The organism is Pseudomonas sp. G5(2012) (genome assembly GCF_000408945.1).
GTDB lineage: Bacteria > Pseudomonadota > Gammaproteobacteria > Pseudomonadales > Pseudomonadaceae > Aquipseudomonas > Aquipseudomonas umsongensis.
This window is the reverse complement of record NZ_APIO01000111.1, coordinates 1-17,974: the sequence shown is the minus strand read 5'-3', so window position 1 is coordinate 17,974 and position 17,974 is coordinate 1. Positions and strand designations below refer to the sequence as shown.

Below are 17,974 nucleotides of genomic sequence, written 5' to 3'. Positions count from 1 at the left end.
ATGCGTGTAACTGCCGACCAAACCTTTCCGATTCGCCTGGAACTCAACGGCCGCTCCCGCGAAGCGCTGGCCGAGCCGCGCACCCAACTCTGCGATTTCCTGCGCCACGACCTCGGTGCCACGGGTGTCCATGTTGGATGCGAACACGGTGTCTGCGGTGCCTGCACGGTGCTGGTGGACGGAGTCGCCATGCGTTCCTGCCTGATGCTCGCGGTTCAGGGGCACGAGCGGCGTATCGAGACCGTCGAGTCCCTGGCCGACGACGACACACTGAGCGACCTGCAACAAGCTTTTCGCCGTCATCACGCCTTGCAGTGCGGCTTTTGCACTGCGGGCATTCTCATGTCCTGCGTGGATTTCCTCGAACGGGTACCCAACCCGGACGAGACCCAGGTACGCGACATGCTTTCGGGGCATCTATGTCGCTGCACGGGCTACACCGGCATCGTCCAGGCCGTGCTCGAAGTCGCCGCCCAGCGCCAAACGAACAAAGGGGTATAACAAAAATGTTCGATCTCGGACGCAGCTTCCTCGCAGCCGTTGAACGCCGACCGCACGCCGTGGCGGTCAGTGACGGTGCATTGAAGAAAACCTATGAAGACTGGTTCGTCGATATCCAGAGCGCAGCCAGGGGCCTGCAACGCCTGGGGCTGCAACGCGGCGACCGAATGCTGGTAGCGATGCAGAACCGCTGGCAAATGGCGACCCTGCATTGGGCCTGTCAGTTTGCGGGCGTCGTCATGACCCCGTTGAACTGGCGTTCGACTGCCGATGAGCTGGGCTACTGCATCGAAGATGCGCAAATCCGCGCGTTGGCCTACGACGACGCGACCGTGGCCGCCGTAGCCGGTTGCAGCGCCGCCACAAGGCTGCCACGGATCGCCGCCGGTCTGCGTGCCGCCGACTCCGACCTGAGTTTCGAGGAACTGTGTTCGCAGACGCCTGCGGCAATCATTCTGCAGGCCAACGCCGAAGACTTTTCACTGCTGCTGTACACCTCCGGCACCACCAGCAAGCCCAAGGGCGTGCTGCGTCGCCACCGTTGCGAACGCGCCGCGGCGGTTGCCCACGTAGCGCAGAACCTCTATCGCCAGAGCGAGTGCACGCTGGGAGTCATGCCGCTTTATCACACGATGGGCGTGCGTTCGTTGTTGTCCATGGCGCTGATCGACGGACATTTTGTCTGTGTGCCGAAGTTCGACGTCGAAGCCACGCTGCAGGCCATCGAGCGGGAAAAAGTCAGCAACCTGTACCTGGTGCCGACGCTCTACCACATGCTCATCGAACACCCGGCCTTCGCCCGCGAGCGAGTCGCCAGCGTGGAGAAAATCGGCTTTGCCGGTGCGCCGATGAGCGACGGCTTGATGCGTCGCGTCGAGGCGGCGTTCCAGCCGCAATTGTTCGTCAATCATTACGGCAGCTCGGAAATCTACACCTTCACCATCGACCAGCAAGCCAGCCGCAAACCCGGTTCGTCAGGGCGTAGTGCAATGAACCAGCGAGTGCGCGTGGTGCCGCTCGATGCAGAAACGGCAGACGTGCAGGCCAATCCGTTGGAGGAGGGCCAGATCATCGCCGACCTGGCGAGTGACGAGGCGTTCGAAGGCTACCTCAACCGCCCCGAAGCGACCGCCAAGGCGTTGCGTGACGGATGGTATTTCACCGGTGACATCGGCTACTTCGATCTGGAGGGCGATCTGTTCGTTACGGGTCGGGTCGATGACTTGATCATCACCGGCGGCGAAAACGTCAGCCCGGCGGAAATCGAAAACATGCTCTCCCTGCACCCGGCAGTGGAAGAAGTGGTGGTGGTCGGCCTGCCCGACGAGCAGTGGGGCAAGATCATTGCCGCGTTCATCAAGCTGCGCGCCGAAGTCTCGGAATGCGACCTCGATGCCCATTGCATTGCTTCGGGCCTGGCCAAATTCAAGCGGCCACGGCGTTACCAGTTCATCGACCAGATTCCAAAATCTCCCGTTGGCAAGGTGCTGCGGCGCGTGCTGCTGGCCCAATTCCAGGAACAGGCCTTGAAGGCCATCAGCTAATCATCCAGAGGACACTCCCATGCAACAACAATCGATCCAGCAATTTCTCGAGACTCAATTCGATGGCTTCCAGGTAGAAGTCGATGTGTCCCGCGAGCGCGCCGACATCATCCTCAACCGGGCGCCGTTGAACGTCATTTCCATGGGGCAGCGCGATCAGCTGCGCCTGGTCTTTGAAGCCCTCGATGCACACAAGGACGTGCGCGTCATCGTGCTGCGCTCGGTGGGTGAACACTTCTCCAGCGGCGGCGACATCAAGGGTTTTCTTGAAGCGTCGCCAGAGCACGTTTCCAAGCTGGCCTGGAACGTCGCGGCACCGGCACGTTGCGAAAAACCGGTGATCGTGGCCAACCGTGGTTACACCTTCGGCGTCGGTTTCGAACTGTCCCTGGCCTGCGATTTCCGCATTGCGTCGCAAACCACGCGCTACGCCTTGCCTGAGCAGAACCTGGGGCAGATCCCGGGCTCGGGTGGCTCCGCACGCCTGCAGAAAATCATTGGCATCACCCGTACCAAGCACATGGTGATGCGCGCCAAACGCATCACGGGCGACCAGGCCTATGCCTGGGGTATCGCTACCGAGGTCGTGCCGGACACCGAACTGGAAAGCACCGTCGATGCCTTGGTCGATGAGCTGCGTCGCTTCTCGCCGCTGGCTCAGCGCACGGCAAAAAAACTGATCAACGACAACGAAGATGCACCGCTGACCGTCGCGATCGAAATGGAAGGTCACTGCTACAGCCGCTTGCGTAGCTCCAAGGACTTCAAGGAAGGCGTCGAAGCGTTTCACAGCAAGCGTGCGGCCGTGTTCACCGGCGAATAAATGTGTGCCGGCGAGCAGGCCCGGGAGTGCGTCGGCAACGGTGTGCCCCCCCTATGGAGCAGGGCCTGCCGCCCCTTCACTGAAACTGATAGGGCGCATCAATATTCGTTAATGGAAAACCTGTTGCGGGGCTCTTAGGGTGAGATCGGCTGCACCGAAATCCGTCCAATAAATATAAAAATCGGAGTTCCACTTATGGCTTCTAGCTGGCTGGTACTAACCATCGTCGCCGCCTACATGGTGGTCTTGGCGTTGATCAGTTTCTGGGTTCGACGCTCTACACAAAGTGCGAAAAACTTCACCACCGGAGGCAAGGACTTCCCGGCGGTGTTGATCGGTTTTCTGATGATGTCCGAGTTCATTGGCACTACTGCAAGCATTGGTACGGCCCAGGCGGGTTACACCTATGGCATTTCCGCTGCCTGGAACATCGCCGCCCTGGGTGTCGGTTTCGTGATCTTCTCCATGCTGTTGGCGAAGAAGTACAAGGACCTCGGCGAGAACACCATTTCCGGGGCGCTGGCCCGCACTTACGGCGAGCCGGTACGCTTTGCCACGTCAGTGATCATGATCTGCGCGCTATCGATCGTTGCGGTCTCGATCTATGCCAGCGGCGGGGCAGTGCTGGCGACCTTGCTGGGCATCGAGCGGACGTCGGCGATCATCATCGTCGGTATTGTTTCGGTGCTGTACGTCGGCATCGGTGGCATGCGCTCAGTGATCTATACCAACGTCTTGCACGCATTGATGATGTACGCCGGGATCATCCTCGCCTTGGGTTTTGCCTTGAGCCAGGTCGGCGGCATGGGCGAGTTGGTGGCGCGACTGCCAGCGCCGATGTTCGAAGTCGGTAACGTCGGTTGGCCGAAGATTTTCGCCTGGCTGGTGGCCGGTATCGGCGCGACGTTCGCCACCCAGTACGTGGTGCAGGCGGTGAATACCGTCAGCGACGGGCGCAAGGCCCAGCACGCGAGTTTCTACTGTGCCTTGATGTTGATTCCCTACGGCCTGATCGCCGCGATGGTGGGGATGTGCAGTGCGGTGCTGTTTCCGCAGATTCCCTCGTTGCAGGCCTTTCCGCAAATCCTCGGGCACATGCACGAATGGATGGCCGGGATCGTCGTTGCGGGACTGGCCGGGGCGCTGTTCGGCACCATGGCCGCGCTCACCATGGGCATCGCCACGTTGTTGCTCAAGGACTTCTATCAACCGTTCTTCAACCCACAACGTGATGATCGCAAGAACCTCAATTTTGCCCGGACCGCGACCATCATCGCCGGCCTGCTGCCCATCACGCTGGCGCTGTACGCCTCCGACGTTCTGGTGGTGACTTTCCTCGCCAAGGCCTTGCGTGCCTCACTCGCGGTACTGGTGCTGATGGTGTTTTACGCGCCGACATTCGGCACGCGGCAGGGTGCGTTCATCAGCATCATCGCGTCACTGATCATCACCATCGGCTGGTTCCTGACGGGCAATCCCTACGGCATCGACAACGCCTACATCGCACTGGCCACGCCACTCGTGATCATGACCCTGAGCCACTTGCTGCGGGGTGGCAAGCCCGAGCGAGCCGACAGCGCCAAACCCATCGGTGCGAGCGCAACCGGAAGCTGAACCCCAGCGATTTCAACGGGCGTGCCGTCGGGTGACCGGGCATGCCACCAGAACAATAATGACGAGGTAAGGCCATGCAGCCTGTGACTCTTTCCACCCCCGAAGCCGACATGGCCGGGGACCTGCCAGCAGGCGCCAGCCTGCGTGGTTGGCTCGACCATTTGCAGCGCCAGCAGCGCTTGGCAATGATACGCCCCGGCGTGGACCTGCGTTTCGGCGTTGCAGCGATTGCCAATCGCCTGGACGGCAAGAGCGCTTCACTGTTTCCCCAGCCTGGCGGCCACTCGATTGCGGTGGTGTCCGGCCTGCTGTCCGACCGGCAGTGGATGGCCGAAGCCATGGGCGTGGAGTCCGCTGAAGTGTTGGCGCGTTTCGAAGCCGCCAGCCTCAATCCGCTGCCGTGGCGCGAAGTCGGCGATGCAGCTTGTCAGCAAGTGGTGCATCGCGAGATCGACCTGAACAAACTGCTGCCAATTCCCACCCACAACGAGCACGACAGCGGCCCTTACATCACCGCTGGCCTGCTGATTACCCGAAACCCGCGCACCGGGGTACAGAACGTTTCGATTCACCGCTTGCAAGTGAGCAGCCCAAATCGCCTGGGCGCACTGCTGCTGCCACGCCATGCGCTGGCCTTCTTTCAGGAAGTCGAGGCGCTGGGAGAGGATCTGGACGTGGCGGTGGTCATTGGCGCTGATCCGCTGACCTTGCTGGCGTCCCAGGCCATCGTGCCGATCGATCACGACGAACTGGAAATTGCCGGTGCGCTGCATGGCCGGCCGCTGGCGGTGACGCGCTGTGTCACCAACCAGATTCGCGTGCCTGCCGATGCCGAGATCGTCATCGAAGGCCGGTTGCTGGCCAAGGCGCGGGAAATGGAAGGGCCGTTTGGCGAGTTTCCGCAGTACTACGGCGAGCGCGCCGAGCGCCATGTGATCGAAGTCGACGCCGTGACCCATCGTCACAACCCGATTTTTCACACCATCGTCGGCGGCGGCCTGGAGCACTTGCTGCTCGGCGGCATCCCGCGCGAAGCGACCATGCTCGCGCACTTGCGCCGCAGCTTTCCGTGCGTGCGTGACGTGCATCTGAGCAAGGGCGGAGTGTGTCGTTATCACCTTTATGTGCAGATCGACAAACGCTCCGAGGGTGAGGGCAAGAACGTCATCCTCGGTGCGCTGGGCGGTCACTACGACATCAAGCATGTCACCGTGGTGGATCTGGATGTGGACATTCATGACCCCACCGAAGTCGAGTGGGCGATTGCCACCCGCTTCCAGGCCGATCGCGACCTGGTGCTGATCCACGAATCCCAGGGCTCGAAGCTCGACCCGTCCACCCGTGACGGTGTTGGCTCGAAGATGGGCTACGACGCCACGGTGCCGCTGTCGGCACCGACAATGCGCTTCAAACGAATCCAGGTGCCAGGCCAACAGGAAGTCGAACTCGACAAGTTGGCGCACGCGGCCCCGCAGGACTGGCAGCGCGTGCTCCAGATGCACGATTGAACCCGGTGGCCGCTGGAGTTCGGCGGCCTGTTTCCGATAGTTCCAACCAACTCAAGACACGTCTTGCGTGAGGCAACCATGACCACGACAACAACAACTGCATCGCCAACCAGCGCCGCTATCGATACACCGCAGATTCCACCGGGCAAGGCCTTACTGGCGGCATTTGCCTCGACATTCGGCTGGGCGCTGGATTTGTTTGACCTGTTCATTCTGCTCTACGTGGCGCCGATCATCGGCCGCATGTTTTTCCCCTCGGACACCCCGACACTGTCGCTGGCCGCGGTATACGCCTCATTCGCCGTGGCCCTGCTGGTGCGCCCCCTGGGTTCGGCAATCTTCGGCGCGTATGCCGACAAGCACGGCCGCAAGCGAGCGTTGATGGTGTCGATGGTTGGCGTCGGTATTTCCACGGCACTGTTTGGCGCGCTGCCGACCATTCATCAGGCCGGCATATTGGCCCCGATACTGTTTCTGCTATTGCGGGTGATTCAGGGCATTTTCGTTGGCGGCATCGTGGCCTCCACTCACACCATCGGCACCGAATCCATCTCGCCGCGCTATCGCGGCCTGATGTCCGGGTTGATCGGTGGTGCCGGTGCCGGCATGGGCGCGCTGTTGGCGTCGTTCACTTACCTGGTGTTGTCGGAAATTTTCCCCGGGGATGAATTTGACGTCTGGGGCTGGCGCTTCATGTTCTTCTGCGGGCTGCTCAGCACGTTTTTCGGGCTGGTGATGTTCCGCTATCTGGAAGAAACCCCGGTCTGGCAGCAACTGCAACAAGCGCGCAAGACCAAGGGGCCGGAGGTAGTGGTCGTGTCGCCGCTCAAGCGTCTGTTTGGTCGCGAGTACCGCAGCGTGATGCTGGTCAATCTGCTGATTACATTCGGCGGCGGAGCAACGTATTACCTGGCCTGCGGTTATCTGCCGACCTTGCTCAACGTGGTCGCCAAAGTGCCCCATACGCAAACTTCGCAGATGCTCATGTACGGGTCGGTGGCAACCATTGTCGGAGCACTGGCCTTCGGTTACCTGAGTGACCTGATCGGTCGCAAGAAGACCTTCATGCTACTGGGTGTGATTAACCTGGTGAGCTTGCCGATGATGTTCCTCGGTGTCGCCGAGCCGGGTTCGCTGACCCGCACTGCGCTGTATTGCGTGGGCATCGCCTTCATGGGCGGGGCAATCATCGCGCCGATCCTGATCTTCCTCAACGAACGCTTCAGCACCGAGCTGCGCGCCAGCGGAACAGGATTGTCCTGGAACATCGGTTTCGCCCTCGGTGGCACCATGCCGACCTTTGTGTCCCTGTTCAGCAGCAGTCCCGCGCAGATCCCGATGGTGCTGGCGATTTTCGCCGCCGGCCTGTCGGTGATCTACCTGATCGGCAGCGTGGTGATTCCGGAAACCCAAGGCAACTTCAAGTAAAGGAAAACGCAATGAGCAGATTGAATGGAAAAGTCGCGATCATTACCGGTGCCGCGCAAGGCATCGGTGCCACTTATGCCCAGGCCTTGGCGGCCGAGGGTGCGACGGTGGTGCTTTGCGATTTGAACGCGCCTGACGAAACCGCTGCCGCGATCCGCAACAAGGGCGGTACGGCCCTGGCGATCGCTTGTGACGTGACCGACGGTGCTGCCGTGCAAGCGATGGTCGAGGAAGCCGTTGAGCAGTTCAGCGGTGTGCACGTGCTGATCAACAACGCCGCGTTGTTCGCCACCCTGGAGCTCAAACCGTTCGAGCAGACCAGCTCGGCGGAATGGGATCGGATCATGGCGGTCAATGTGCGCGGTTCCTTCGAGTGCGCGAAGGCGGTTATGCCGGTGATGCGCCGTCAGGGCTACGGCAAGATCGTCAACATTGCCTCGGCGACGGCCTTCAAAGGCGCGCCGATGATGGCGGCTTATGTCGCGTCGAAGGGCGCGGTGATTGCCCTGACACGCTCGATAGCGCGAGAAGTCGGCGACGCCGGCATCCGCTGCAACTGCCTGGCGCCCGGCCTGACCATGAGCGCCAACGTCCAGGCCAATGCCGCCTGGGCCGGGGATATTGTGCGCAACAACATTGCCAGCCGCTGCATCAAACGCGAAGCAGTGCCACAGGATCTGATCGGCGCGCTGCTGTTTCTGTCCTGCACCGACAGTGATTTCATGAGCGGCCAGACCCTTGTGGTCGACGGCGGTTCGGTGACCCATTGATTGAAGGAGGATTCATGCAAAGCCAACACTTCATCGATGGACAATGGACCTCAGCGGATCGTTGGACCGACAGTCTCGACCCGGCAAACGGCGAACTGATCGGGTGCTTTGCCGACGGCGGCGAGGCCGAAGCTGAAGCAGCGGTGGCAGCGGCTGCCCGAGCCTTCAACAACCCGCAATGGGCGCAGAATCCACGCCTGCGTCAGCAGCTATTGCTGGAGTGGGCTGCCGCCCTGAAGGCGCGTCAGGAGCAACTCGCGCAATTGCTGACCCGCGAGAACGGCAAGGCATTGGCGCAGTCCCGAGGGGAGATCGGCGGGGCGATTTCCGAGATTCTTTATTATGCCGGCCTGGCCCGGCACAACCCGGGGCACATGCTCGAGGTGGCGCCCGGCGAGTTCTCCAGCATGCTGCGCGAACCCGCCGGGGTGGCCGGGCTGATCATTCCATGGAATGCCCCGGCGGTGCTGCTGGTTCGTGCTCTGGCGCCAGCGATCGCGGCGGGTTGCACAGTGGTGATCAAACCCGCGCCGCAAACCGCGCTGTTCAATGCGGCGATGCTCGAGCCACTGTTCGCATTGCCAGGCCTGCCGGCCGGGGCGGTCAATCTATTTGCCGAGAGCGGGCATGCCGGGGCAGCGCATCTGGTGGCTTCGCCACGGGTGGACGTGCTCAGCTTCACCGGCTCGACAGCGACAGGCCAGCGCATCATGCGCGACTGCGCGGCGACTATGAAGAAGCTCTCGCTGGAACTGGGCGGGAAATCTTGCTGCCTGGTCTTTGAAGATGCCGATATTGCCGCCATCGCGCCGAAACTGGCAGCGGCGGCCACCATTATCTCTGGCCAGCAGTGCACTGCCGCCCGGCGCGTGCTGGTGCATGCCAGCCGTTTTGCCGAAATGAAAACCGCGCTGAGCGCCGCACTGGGGCAGATCCGCCTGGGTAATGGCCTCGATCCAGCGAAGAACATGGGACCGCTGATCGACTGGCAATCCCGGGACAGCGTTGAGCGGCGCATTGGCGAGGCGCTGGACAGCTGTGACGAAGTGCTGCTGACCGGAGGTCGCCCGCACGGTGAACTCAGCAAAGGCGCATTTCTCGCGCCGTCGTTGATCGCCCATCGCGACAGCAGCGCATTCTTTTGCCAGGAAGAAATTTTTGGCCCGTTGCTGGTGCTGGAGTCCTTCGAAGACGAAACAGAGGCTGTAGCGCGCGCCAACCATACCGAGTTCGGTCTGTCCGCGAGTGTCTGGACTGAACAGGGCGCTCGCGCCTGGCGTGTCGCTCGGGCACTGCGCAACGGTACGGTGTGGCTCAACGACCACAACAAATTGTTCGCCGAGGCGGAAACCGGTGGCTACCGAAAGAGCGGTCTGGGGCGCTTGCATGGCGTCGATGCGCTGCTGGATTTCAGCGAGCTCAAACACATTTATCAGAACGTCGGCACGCTTGGTTGAGCGCGAACGCGGGGGTGATCATGGAGCTGCGCCATCTGAAGTATTTTACCTGCCTCTACGAGGAGGGTTCCGTCACCCGGGCGGCGCAGCGCTTGAATATCGTGCAACCGGCGTTGTCGATGCAGATCGCCAGGCTTGAGGAAGAACTCGGGCAGACGTTGTTCGAGCGCAGCTCCAAAGGCATGGCGCCGACCGAGGCCGGAGATCAGGCTTATCGCTTGTTCATGCCGATCCTTGGCCAGCTGCTGGCGGCGCGTCAGACTCTGATCGACCGTAGCGGTCAGATTGGCGGTCGCATCAGCGCCGGGCTGATCGCGTCTGCCGCCAACAATGCGTTGGCCAGTACCCTGGCGCATTTTGTCGAGCATCACCAGCAGGTCGAACTTTGCGTCACCTCGGGCTACAGCCAGGAACTGATCGCGAAGGTCCTGACCGGCATGCTGGATTTCGCGGTCATCAACCAAAGCTTCCAGTATGAGCACCTGATCGGCCACGACATCTTCGATGAGGAATTACTGGTCGCCACCGGTGCAGCCAATCGCCTCAGCGGAGCGCTGCCATTGCCGTTGACCAGTCTGGCGGGGTTCAAACTGGTGCTGCCCTCGCGTCGTCACGGGTTGCGCAGGGTGATCGACCAACACCTTGCCGCCCAAGGCGTTGAAGTCACCCCGCAGTTGGAGGTGGATGATCTGGCGGTCATCGAGGACTTCTTGCGTCGCAGCGACTGGGTCAGCGTGCTGCCGGCAACCGTCCTGCATCGCGGATTGCACGAAGGCGCGTTGCGCGCCTATCCGCTGGCCGCACCCGGGATCAGCCGGCGCATGGTGTGTGTGCACGACGCGCGTCGACCACTGACCCCGGCGGCAATGTTGTTCATCGAGATGATCGGCAAAACCATGACCACCGCGCTCGACACCATCCATTTCTACAAAGAAGGTCCGATAGAGGAGGGCGACCATGGGCGCTCCGGGAAGTAGCCGGCCGCAGCGGCTGATCGTAGGAATTTCCGGTGCCTCTGGCGCCGTTTATGGCGTGCGTCTGCTGGAGCTGTTGCGCGACACGCCGATTGAAACCCATTTGGTGGTCAGCAAGTCAGCGCTGATTACTTTGGCCCATGAAACCGAGATGTCCTGGTCTCGGCTCAAGACCCTTGCTGACGTCAGCTACGTCAATCAAGACATCGGCGCGGCCATTGCCAGCGGCTCGTTCAAGACCATGGGCATGATCATCGCGCCATGTTCGATACGCAGCTTGTCGGAGATCGCCAGCGGCGTGACCTCGACACTGCTGACCCGCGCCGCCGACGTGGTGCTCAAGGAGCGCCGGCGCCTGGTGTTGATGGTTCGCGAGACGCCATTGCACCGCAATCACCTGCGTAGCATGACCGAGTTATCTGAACTCGGCGCAGTGATCGCTCCGCCAGTGCCAGCGTTCTATGCCAGGCCGACCAGCCTGGAAGACATGGTCGATCACACTGTAGGAAGGGTGCTGGACATGTTCGATATCGAACTGGGGGTCGTGCGTCGCTGGCGCGAACTGCCGGAGCGCGTAGCAACGCTGGATGAGGTGGTCGATGATTAAGTCACGCTCGGTGCATTCAGGCGGGGAGGCGCTCCAGGAATTCGCAGATCAGCTGCAAGGTCCGCTCGGTTGCTTCGGTCTGGGGAAAGTGTCGGCAGTTATCCAGCAACACACAACGGCACGGCCCAGGCACCTGTCGCTCGATGACCACCAGTTGCTCGGGTGTGGCGTAGTGGTCTTCGCGACCTTGAATGACCAGCAGCGGCTTTTCGATACAAGCCAACTGCGCTTCGAGATCGACCAGGGAAAAGTCCGGGTGCAACCAACTGTCGCTCCAACCGTGAAAAGCGCCGTCGACATTGGTCCCGTGGTGGCGTGCCAGGCGTTCGCGCAATTCGCCCTGGTGCCAGACCTCAGTGGTGTGGCGAATACCATCGAGGCTCTGCGCCTCGACAATCACGTGAGGCGCCAGTGCGATGCTGCCCAACACGCGCGGATCGTTGGCGGCGGCATAGGCGAGGACAATGGATGCACCGTCACTGTGACCGAGCAAGACCACTTGCGGCAGTTGCAAGGCATCGAGCAATTGCCGCAGTTCACGAGGGCCATCGCTGCTCAGGTAGTCCAGCGGACGCGGCAGGGTCACCGGGCTCGATTGCCCATAACCCTGACGGCTGTAAGTGACCACACCGCAACCGCTCGCCTGGGCCAGGCGCAGGGGAAAGTCTTTCCATTGGCTGGCGCTGCCCAGGCCTTCGTGCAACAGCACCAGCGTCGGTCGCGATGGGTCAGCCCCAGGCAGATGGCGATATTCCAGCTGCACTGGCCCAAGTTGCAAAAATTGTTGTGGCGACATGTTGAACCAACAATTGAACAGGATTGCTCGCAGGTTACCGTAAACGTAACCCTGCATGCAGCACCCCGCATTACTTGAGGTACTGAAAACATGCGCCATCTCGATGTTCAGGTGATCGACCAGGCACTGCAATGGGCACGGTCCGGACAGGCCCAGTGGCTGTGCACGGTGCTCTCCACCTATGGCTCGGCGCCGCGTGCGCCGGGTGCGATGCTGGTGACCAATGGTGCAGGTGAACACGTCGGCTCGCTGTCGGGTGGCTGCGTCGAAGAGGCGTTTCTCGAAAGCCTGACGCGTGGTGAATTACGCGAACCGGCGCAGATCGTCAGTTATGGCGACAGCGTCGAGCAACGCCACCGTCTACGATTGCCCTGTGGGGGTGTGCTGATCGTGCTGGTCGAGCACCGCGCTGCCAGTCTCGAATGGATCGCACACCTGGAGAGTCTGCAAGCGGCGTTACTGGGTCAGCGACGCCTGCTGCGTCACATCGAGCTGAGCAGCGGCGCCTTACGCCTGGACCCGGACACCGGACACGGCAGCGAACGGGTACAAGTCGTCGACGAAAGGGTGCGTATCAGCGTTGGACCGGCCTTGCGACTGATTCTGGCAGGGCTCTCGCCGGTCGCGGAAGTCTGCGCCAGTTTCGCCCGCGCCATCGGCTGCGAAGTCATCGCCTGCGACCCCCGGGAAGAGATGCTGCATGTCCAGCTCGAAGGCGTGGAGATGCAGCGCGTGCTGCCCTCGATGTTCATTGCCGCGGGAGGTTGCCACGCGGCGACCGCGGTGGTGGCGCTGACCCACGATCCGCGAATCGATGATCTGGCGCTGATGGAAGCGGTGCACACCCCGGCGTTCTACATCGGCGCAATGGGGTCCCAGGCAACCTCGGCCAAGCGCGCCGAGCGGCTCAAGCGCATCGGTGGTCTGACGGATGAACAGATCGCCCGTTTGCACATGCCCATCGGGCTCGATCTGGGCAGCAAGGCCCCGGCGGAAATTGCCCTGGCGGTTGTGGCCGATATCCTGCGCGTTTATCACGGCAAAGAACGCCATGCCTTATAGGGCGGTTTTTCCGACGAACGAGGGGGCTGCGAAAGTCGAGGTAGACGCTCGGTCATTCGCGGGCGATAGTGGCCAGCCAGGTGCTGCTGAACCCTTTCGTGATCGCCTGGGTCCGCAAACAGGTAGATGCCGCGATGATCCTGCATTGTGGTCAATAACGATATCGCTTCAAGCGAGCGGAGGAATCTGATGTCGATAGCCCAACGGGTTTTCCACGGCAGGTTTGGGCGGGTTGCCTTGCTGAATATGGATCATTCGCTGGTCACCCATACCCATTCCGAATGCCATGTGCTGGTCAAAGTGTCGGGCGAGGACACTTACTTCAACGTCAACGGTCGGCGGGTTCCGCTCAGCGATCGCACCGCGGTACTGGTCAACGCCTGGGAGCCGCATTTCTACGATCCGCAGCCGGGGGCCGGTGCCACCTTGATCCTGGCGCTCTACATCGAGCCCGCCTGGCTGGCCACTGCCCAGCAATCGTTGGCGCTAAGTGGTCGGCCGGACTTTTTTGCCCAGTCGTGCATCGAGCTGTCGAGCCGTAATCGCACCTTGGCCGACATCCTGGTCGCTGAAGCGCATGGCTGCGGGATCGTGCCGAAAGAGCGCCTGGAATTCATGCTGTTCGACTTCCTAATCGAACTGATCGAGGACTTTTCCAGCTGGCGGCATTTGTCGCAACTAGGGGCGCCAAACTCGGGTGAGTTCCGGGACGCGCGCGTGCGCCGTGGCACCGCCTGGTTGCTTGAGCACCTCGAAGATCCGAACCCGATCGACAACGCCGCGCGGGCTTGTGGTCTGTCCCGGGCGCACTTCTTTGCGCTGTTCAAGAAAGATACCGGCATGACACCGACGCTGCTGCTTAACGACGCGCGCATGCGCCGGGCTTTTGCCTGGCTTGAGCGTGAGCGCAGTGGAACATTGGGCCTGTTGTCGGAGAATCTCGGGTTCTCCGAGCAAGGTCATTTCACACGGTTTTTCCGTCAGCATATTGGTGCTTCTCCCAGCCAGTATCGGCGTGTAGTGGATTGTTACGCGCCGGTTTGAACCGGGAGGAGGGTGGTGGGTATTTTGGGTAATCTTTCCGGCGATGAAGTTGGGTTTTAATATTGAGGATTAGTAGCTTGGATAGTTGCAGGCGTTATTGGGTCTGCCACTCATTCGGGATGTCATCAATCTCATTTATGTGTTCTTCATGCTGCAACTCAAGTTTTATTCTGAGTGTTCGCAGTTTTCAGCGAGTCAGGAGTTCGACTCGCTGAGTTCAAATTGAATTTGTAATGGGCGGTCAGGAAGTTCTTCACGGGCGAGTTCGGCTCTACCGTCCTTTGCGATGCTCGCTTGTGCCCTGAAATAAGTAGCCGATTGTTCGAGGTCGATGAGGCGCTAAATAGAATGCTGTCAATTTCCCGCCATCATCCATCCTCTCACACCATGATGTTCACTCAGCTCTTTCATGACTCGGGCCGCGTCCTGCTTCTGTTTATAAGGGCCGATGACTACAAAGTTGTGTTCTTTACGCGCTACCGGCAACTCCAGCTGTTGAATGGCTTCTTTGGCGCGATGTCGGCTGGGTGTGTTCAACGCAATTTCAATCACCCACAGGCCGGATGAAGACGTGGCCAAGGCAGGTTTTTCAGCGTGGGAAATATAGCCGCCGCAAGTCAAGCACGGTCGTTCCAGCGTGATCAGCGATCCTGGCACGGTGCGAAAGACATGCCATTGCGGGTCAAACGTTTTTTTGCGGGCGAAGAGTGCCAGGAGCAGGCCGGTAAACGTAATCAGGCCGCTGAGCACAATCGTCCATTTGTGAGACGGTGTGGGCAATGAAGGCAGCGTAAGTACGGGTGATTCGGCTGGTTTTTCGAACAACGGCTGTAAGGCGTCAGCCTCCGTTGAATCGGGTATATCGAATCCGTTTTTCGCAATGGGGGCGAGCTCATCGAACTGTTTTGTACTGAGCTCTTTCGCCACTTTATGACTGGTTTCATCGAGTAGTTGTTCGAGCTTTGTCACTTTTTGCTGGATGTAGGAATTGTCGACGTTATTTTGACAAGTGGGTCCTGTGGACGTGTAGGTCCATAGGAATACTGATAGTTGCCCAAAAACGCCAGTGACCAGGAAGCCCAAGCCAAGCTTTCGCACGGCACTCTCTCCACATTGGGTGAATAGTAAGTTTTCCCATTTGTTTCTGATGAAACAGGGTTCAATTGTTGGTCCTGGATAATTAAGTTCTTGAGCGCGTCAGTGTGCCCAAGCGCCAAAATCATTTGGCTGCTTTTTGTTGTTTTAAAGTATATCGGGCTTGCACTTTATAGACTGTTGCTTAATGAAAAACGGCTCAGGGGGTCGAAAATAAACCGTATCAGATGGATGTCAGGGTGATCCATTAAAACACTTGTTTTTAAGATGAAGTCGTGACCAAAGTGCCTGCTCTCGGCCACCTTTTATCTCGACGCCAGCGGCAAGTAACGCTTCTCGAGATTAATCTGCTCCTGGCCGATTTCTGCCCAGGGTCACAGGGTTACAGGGTCATATTGGTCAAAGATCAACGCCCTGGGCCGGCAGGGCCCAGGGCAGGATGACTGCCTGGCATTCACAAAACCGGTAAATGCTGCAGGCAAGGCGAGGGCTTAGTTAACGATCACTTCGTCCAGTGCTTGCTCGAGGATATTGACCGTGCGCTCGATATTGTTCAGCTTTTCGAGCCCGAACAGGCCGATGCGGAAGGTCTGGAAGTCGGCCGGCTCGTCGCATTGCAACGGCACTCCGGCGGCGATCTGCAGGCCGTGGTTGGCAAATTTCCTGCCGCTCTTGATGTCGGCATCATCGGTGTAGCTCACCACGACGCCAGGGGCCTGGAAGCCGGCTGCGGCCACGCTCTTGATGCCTTTGCCGGTCAGCATGGCGCGCACCCGATCGCCCAGCGCCTGTTGTTCGTCGCGGACCTTGTCGAAACCGTAGGCTTGCGTCTCTTTCATCACTTCGTTGAATCGCGCCAGGGAATCGCAGGGCATGGTCGCGTGGTAGGCATGTCCGCCCTGTTCGTAGGCCTGCATGATCTGCAGCCACTTTTTCAGGTCGCAGGCGAAGCTGCTGCTTTGCGTTTGCTCGATGCGCTCGAGGGCCAGGGAACTGAACATCACCAGGGCGCAGCAAGGGGACGCGCTCCAGCCTTTCTGCGGTGCGCTGATCAGCAGGTCGACGGCGCATTTGTGCATATCGACCCAAAGCGTGCCAGAGGCGATGCAGTCCAGCACGAATAGGCCACCCACCGCGTGCACGGCGTCGCCGACGGCCCGCAGGTAGTCGTCGGGCAGGATAATCCCGGATGAGGTTTCGACGTGGGGGGCGAAGACAATCTGCGGCTTTTGCGCCGCAATGGCTGCCAGCACTTCGTCCAGAGGGGGTGGGGCGTAGGCAGCCTGGCGACCCGTCTCGACCGGTCGGGCTTTCAGCACCGTGGTGGCTGCCGGGATGTTGCCCATCTCAAGGATCTGGCTCCAGCGATAACTGAACCAGCCATTGCGTATCACCAGGCACTGCTGGTCGGTGGCAAACTGTCGCGCCACCGCCTCCATGCCGAATGTGCCGCTGCCCGGGACCACCGCAACAGCCTGGGCGTTGTAGACCTGTTTCAGGGTCTTGGAAATGTTCTTCATCACGCCTTGAAACGACTGCGACATGTGGTTGAGCGAGCGGTCGGTGTAGACCACTGAGTACTCGACCAGCCCCTCAGGATCGATACTGGGATATAGCTTTGACATGAAGTGACTCCTTTGGCAGAGATGTCATTGGTATCGACCCTGCCCTAAGCCTTGGCAAATGACAAGATTGCCGGGATTGAATGGCGAGTTCTGTCGAGCCGCAGGCATCAACCCATAGCTGTCAGGCTGACGCCTCTCACAGGCATTCGCGACTAGAATTTCACTGTCGGCCCTCCAAAAGCCAGGTCAGATTGTCCACCGTGCAGCGACAGGTCTCGAGCGTTGCTTCGGTCCATGGGAAACATCTATGACGAATCCGCAAGATAAAGGCGAATCCGACGAGGATTTAGGTCAGATGGTGATAGGGCGAGGACCCTGTACCTATCTATTGCTGCTCCTACTAGGATTGATCCTCCTGTTTCCCTTTCTTGAGGACGGCATAGTTGCTCGCACGTTGCTCGGCACTCTGTTTTCAATCGTGCTGCTCGTGGGCGCTTTCGCCACCAGGCAGACGCGGCGGGGGTTCATCCTCAAACTGGGCCTGGCGTTGCTTGGGGTTGGTCTTCAATGGTCGGCGTTGTGGGCTGGAAGTATCGCGATTCTTTTCGTTGCCGGGATAGTGTTTGCGGCGTCTCTTGCTGTCTCGTTCACAGGAGTGCTTCGCTATATCCTCAAGCGCGGCCCCATCACAGCCGACAAGCTGCATGGCGCGCTGGCGGGTTACATCATGCTGGCCTTCGTCTGGTCCTTCGTCTATGCCCTGGTCGAGATCTCCAGCGCTGGCTCATTCGGCCCTGCGCACCTCGACTTCGAACAGCCCGGCACTTTTTTCAAACTGATCTATTTCAGCCTCACGACGCTCACGACCACAGGTTTCGGTGATGTGCTCCCGTTGACCAACCACGCCCGCTCACTGGTGATGGTCGAGGAATTTTCAGGGGTCTTCTACGTTGGCGTGGTGATAGCGCGGCTTGCCGGTCTCTATCCGACGAACCAGACCCAGTGACTCTCGCGTTGCCTGGGTCGTATTTTATTCAGTTAGCACCTGCGACCAACTGCCAAGGCCGATTTTTGCGTGTCACGAAGGGCCGCTCCTGATTGTGAATTCAACCGGTCGATGCGACAGATTGGGTTTGATCGTTCCCACGCGCAGCAAAGGAATGCCGCCAGGGACGCTCTGCGTTCC

16 protein-coding genes are annotated in these 17,974 nt (G+C 60.1%); 13 read left to right on the top strand and 3 right to left on the bottom strand.

The annotated features are described in order from the left end of the window. The 10 genes from PG5_RS27195 (at position 1) to PG5_RS27150 (ending at position 11,226) form a co-directional block, all read left to right on the top strand. Positions 1 to 501, top strand: a complete 501-nt coding sequence (locus tag PG5_RS27195; RefSeq protein WP_008060977.1) for a (2Fe-2S)-binding protein — start codon at positions 1 to 3, stop codon at positions 499 to 501. Between the two features lie 5 nt (positions 502 to 506). Continuing rightward, positions 507 to 2,045, top strand: a complete 1,539-nt coding sequence (locus tag PG5_RS27190; protein ID WP_020800293.1) for an AMP-binding protein — start codon at positions 507 to 509, stop codon at positions 2,043 to 2,045. Positions 2,046 to 2,064: 19 nt separating this feature from the next. After that, complete coding sequence (locus PG5_RS27185) at positions 2,065 to 2,868, top strand: enoyl-CoA hydratase/isomerase family protein (RefSeq protein WP_020800292.1); 804 nt, start codon at positions 2,065 to 2,067, stop codon at positions 2,866 to 2,868. A 195-nt stretch (positions 2,869 to 3,063) separates the two neighbouring features. Further along, positions 3,064 to 4,482 carry a sodium:solute symporter family protein gene (locus tag PG5_RS27180; protein WP_020800291.1) on the top strand — a complete coding sequence of 473 codons (1,419 nt, stop codon included), beginning with the start codon at positions 3,064 to 3,066 and terminating at the stop codon, positions 4,480 to 4,482. Between the two features lie 74 nt (positions 4,483 to 4,556). Further along, entirely contained in the window at positions 4,557 to 5,990 is a 1,434-nt protein-coding gene (locus tag PG5_RS27175; protein WP_020800290.1) for a UbiD family decarboxylase, read from the top strand. Between the two features lie 78 nt (positions 5,991 to 6,068). Next, complete coding sequence (locus PG5_RS27170) at positions 6,069 to 7,418, top strand: MFS transporter (RefSeq protein WP_020800289.1); 1,350 nt, start codon at positions 6,069 to 6,071, stop codon at positions 7,416 to 7,418. An 11-nt stretch (positions 7,419 to 7,429) separates the two neighbouring features. Then, entirely contained in the window at positions 7,430 to 8,188 is a 759-nt protein-coding gene (locus PG5_RS27165; RefSeq protein ID WP_020800288.1) for an SDR family NAD(P)-dependent oxidoreductase, read from the top strand. Positions 8,189 to 8,202: 14 nt separating this feature from the next. Continuing rightward, a complete protein-coding gene (locus tag PG5_RS27160) occupies positions 8,203 to 9,645 on the top strand; it encodes an aldehyde dehydrogenase family protein (RefSeq protein ID WP_020800287.1) in 1,443 nt (480 codons plus the stop codon). Between the two features lie 20 nt (positions 9,646 to 9,665). Further along, the gene (locus PG5_RS27155) at positions 9,666 to 10,622 is read left to right on the top strand and encodes a LysR family transcriptional regulator (RefSeq protein ID WP_020800286.1); all 957 of its coding nucleotides are present in this window, start codon (positions 9,666 to 9,668) and stop codon (positions 10,620 to 10,622) included. Next, positions 10,603 to 11,226 carry a UbiX family flavin prenyltransferase gene (locus PG5_RS27150; RefSeq protein WP_020800285.1) on the top strand — a complete coding sequence of 208 codons (624 nt, stop codon included), beginning with the start codon at positions 10,603 to 10,605 and terminating at the stop codon, positions 11,224 to 11,226. The genes PG5_RS27155 and PG5_RS27150 overlap by 20 nt, the downstream gene beginning before the upstream one ends. 16 nt (positions 11,227 to 11,242) lie before the next feature. On the opposite strand, the gene PG5_RS27145 is transcribed toward PG5_RS27150, so the two are convergent. Beyond that, positions 11,243 to 12,022 carry an alpha/beta fold hydrolase gene (locus PG5_RS27145; RefSeq protein ID WP_042955794.1) on the bottom strand — a complete coding sequence of 260 codons (780 nt, stop codon included), beginning with the start codon at positions 12,020 to 12,022 and terminating at the stop codon, positions 11,243 to 11,245. A 90-nt stretch (positions 12,023 to 12,112) separates the two neighbouring features. On the opposite strand from PG5_RS27145, the gene PG5_RS27140 reads away from it, so the two are divergent. Both PG5_RS27140 and PG5_RS27135 read left to right on the top strand, forming a co-directional pair. Continuing rightward, the gene (locus PG5_RS27140; RefSeq protein WP_020800283.1) at positions 12,113 to 13,084 is read left to right on the top strand and encodes an XdhC family protein; all 972 of its coding nucleotides are present in this window, start codon (positions 12,113 to 12,115) and stop codon (positions 13,082 to 13,084) included. A 189-nt stretch (positions 13,085 to 13,273) separates the two neighbouring features. Next, positions 13,274 to 14,128, top strand: a complete 855-nt coding sequence (locus PG5_RS27135) for an AraC family transcriptional regulator (protein ID WP_020800282.1) — start codon at positions 13,274 to 13,276, stop codon at positions 14,126 to 14,128. Between the two features lie 354 nt (positions 14,129 to 14,482). Here PG5_RS27135 and PG5_RS27130 read toward each other — a convergent pair whose 3' ends face one another. Continuing rightward, complete coding sequence (locus PG5_RS27130) at positions 14,483 to 15,226, bottom strand: SPOR domain-containing protein (RefSeq protein ID WP_020800280.1); 744 nt, start codon at positions 15,224 to 15,226, stop codon at positions 14,483 to 14,485. 488 nt (positions 15,227 to 15,714) lie between these two features. After that, positions 15,715 to 16,848 (bottom strand): aminotransferase class V-fold PLP-dependent enzyme, encoded by a 1,134-nt coding sequence (locus PG5_RS27125; protein ID WP_020800279.1) that lies wholly within the window; start codon positions 16,846 to 16,848, stop codon positions 15,715 to 15,717. 247 nt (positions 16,849 to 17,095) lie between these two features. Between PG5_RS27125 and PG5_RS27120 the strand changes: the two genes are divergently transcribed. After that, the gene (locus PG5_RS27120) at positions 17,096 to 17,794 is read left to right on the top strand and encodes an ion channel (protein WP_020800278.1); all 699 of its coding nucleotides are present in this window, start codon (positions 17,096 to 17,098) and stop codon (positions 17,792 to 17,794) included. The last annotated feature ends 180 nt before the right edge of the window (positions 17,795 to 17,974 follow it).

Coding starts and splice junctions, on each gene's coding strand:
- PG5_RS27195 (WP_008060977.1), top strand. CDS start 1: ATGCGTGTAACTGCCGACCAAACCTTTCCGATTCGCCTGGAACTCAAC.
- PG5_RS27190 (WP_020800293.1), top strand. CDS start 507: ATGTTCGATCTCGGACGCAGCTTCCTCGCAGCCGTTGAACGCCGACCG.
- PG5_RS27185 (WP_020800292.1), top strand. CDS start 2,065: ATGCAACAACAATCGATCCAGCAATTTCTCGAGACTCAATTCGATGGC.
- PG5_RS27180 (WP_020800291.1), top strand. CDS start 3,064: ATGGCTTCTAGCTGGCTGGTACTAACCATCGTCGCCGCCTACATGGTG.
- PG5_RS27175 (WP_020800290.1), top strand. CDS start 4,557: ATGCAGCCTGTGACTCTTTCCACCCCCGAAGCCGACATGGCCGGGGAC.
- PG5_RS27170 (WP_020800289.1), top strand. CDS start 6,069: ATGACCACGACAACAACAACTGCATCGCCAACCAGCGCCGCTATCGAT.
- PG5_RS27165 (WP_020800288.1), top strand. CDS start 7,430: ATGAGCAGATTGAATGGAAAAGTCGCGATCATTACCGGTGCCGCGCAA.
- PG5_RS27160 (WP_020800287.1), top strand. CDS start 8,203: ATGCAAAGCCAACACTTCATCGATGGACAATGGACCTCAGCGGATCGT.
- PG5_RS27155 (WP_020800286.1), top strand. CDS start 9,666: ATGGAGCTGCGCCATCTGAAGTATTTTACCTGCCTCTACGAGGAGGGT.
- PG5_RS27150 (WP_020800285.1), top strand. CDS start 10,603: ATGGGCGCTCCGGGAAGTAGCCGGCCGCAGCGGCTGATCGTAGGAATT.
- PG5_RS27145 (WP_042955794.1), bottom strand. CDS start 12,022: ATGTCGCCACAACAATTTTTGCAACTTGGGCCAGTGCAGCTGGAATAT.
- PG5_RS27140 (WP_020800283.1), top strand. CDS start 12,113: ATGCGCCATCTCGATGTTCAGGTGATCGACCAGGCACTGCAATGGGCA.
- PG5_RS27135 (WP_020800282.1), top strand. CDS start 13,274: ATGTCGATAGCCCAACGGGTTTTCCACGGCAGGTTTGGGCGGGTTGCC.
- PG5_RS27125 (WP_020800279.1), bottom strand. CDS start 16,848: ATGTCAAAGCTATATCCCAGTATCGATCCTGAGGGGCTGGTCGAGTAC.
- PG5_RS27120 (WP_020800278.1), top strand. CDS start 17,096: ATGACGAATCCGCAAGATAAAGGCGAATCCGACGAGGATTTAGGTCAG.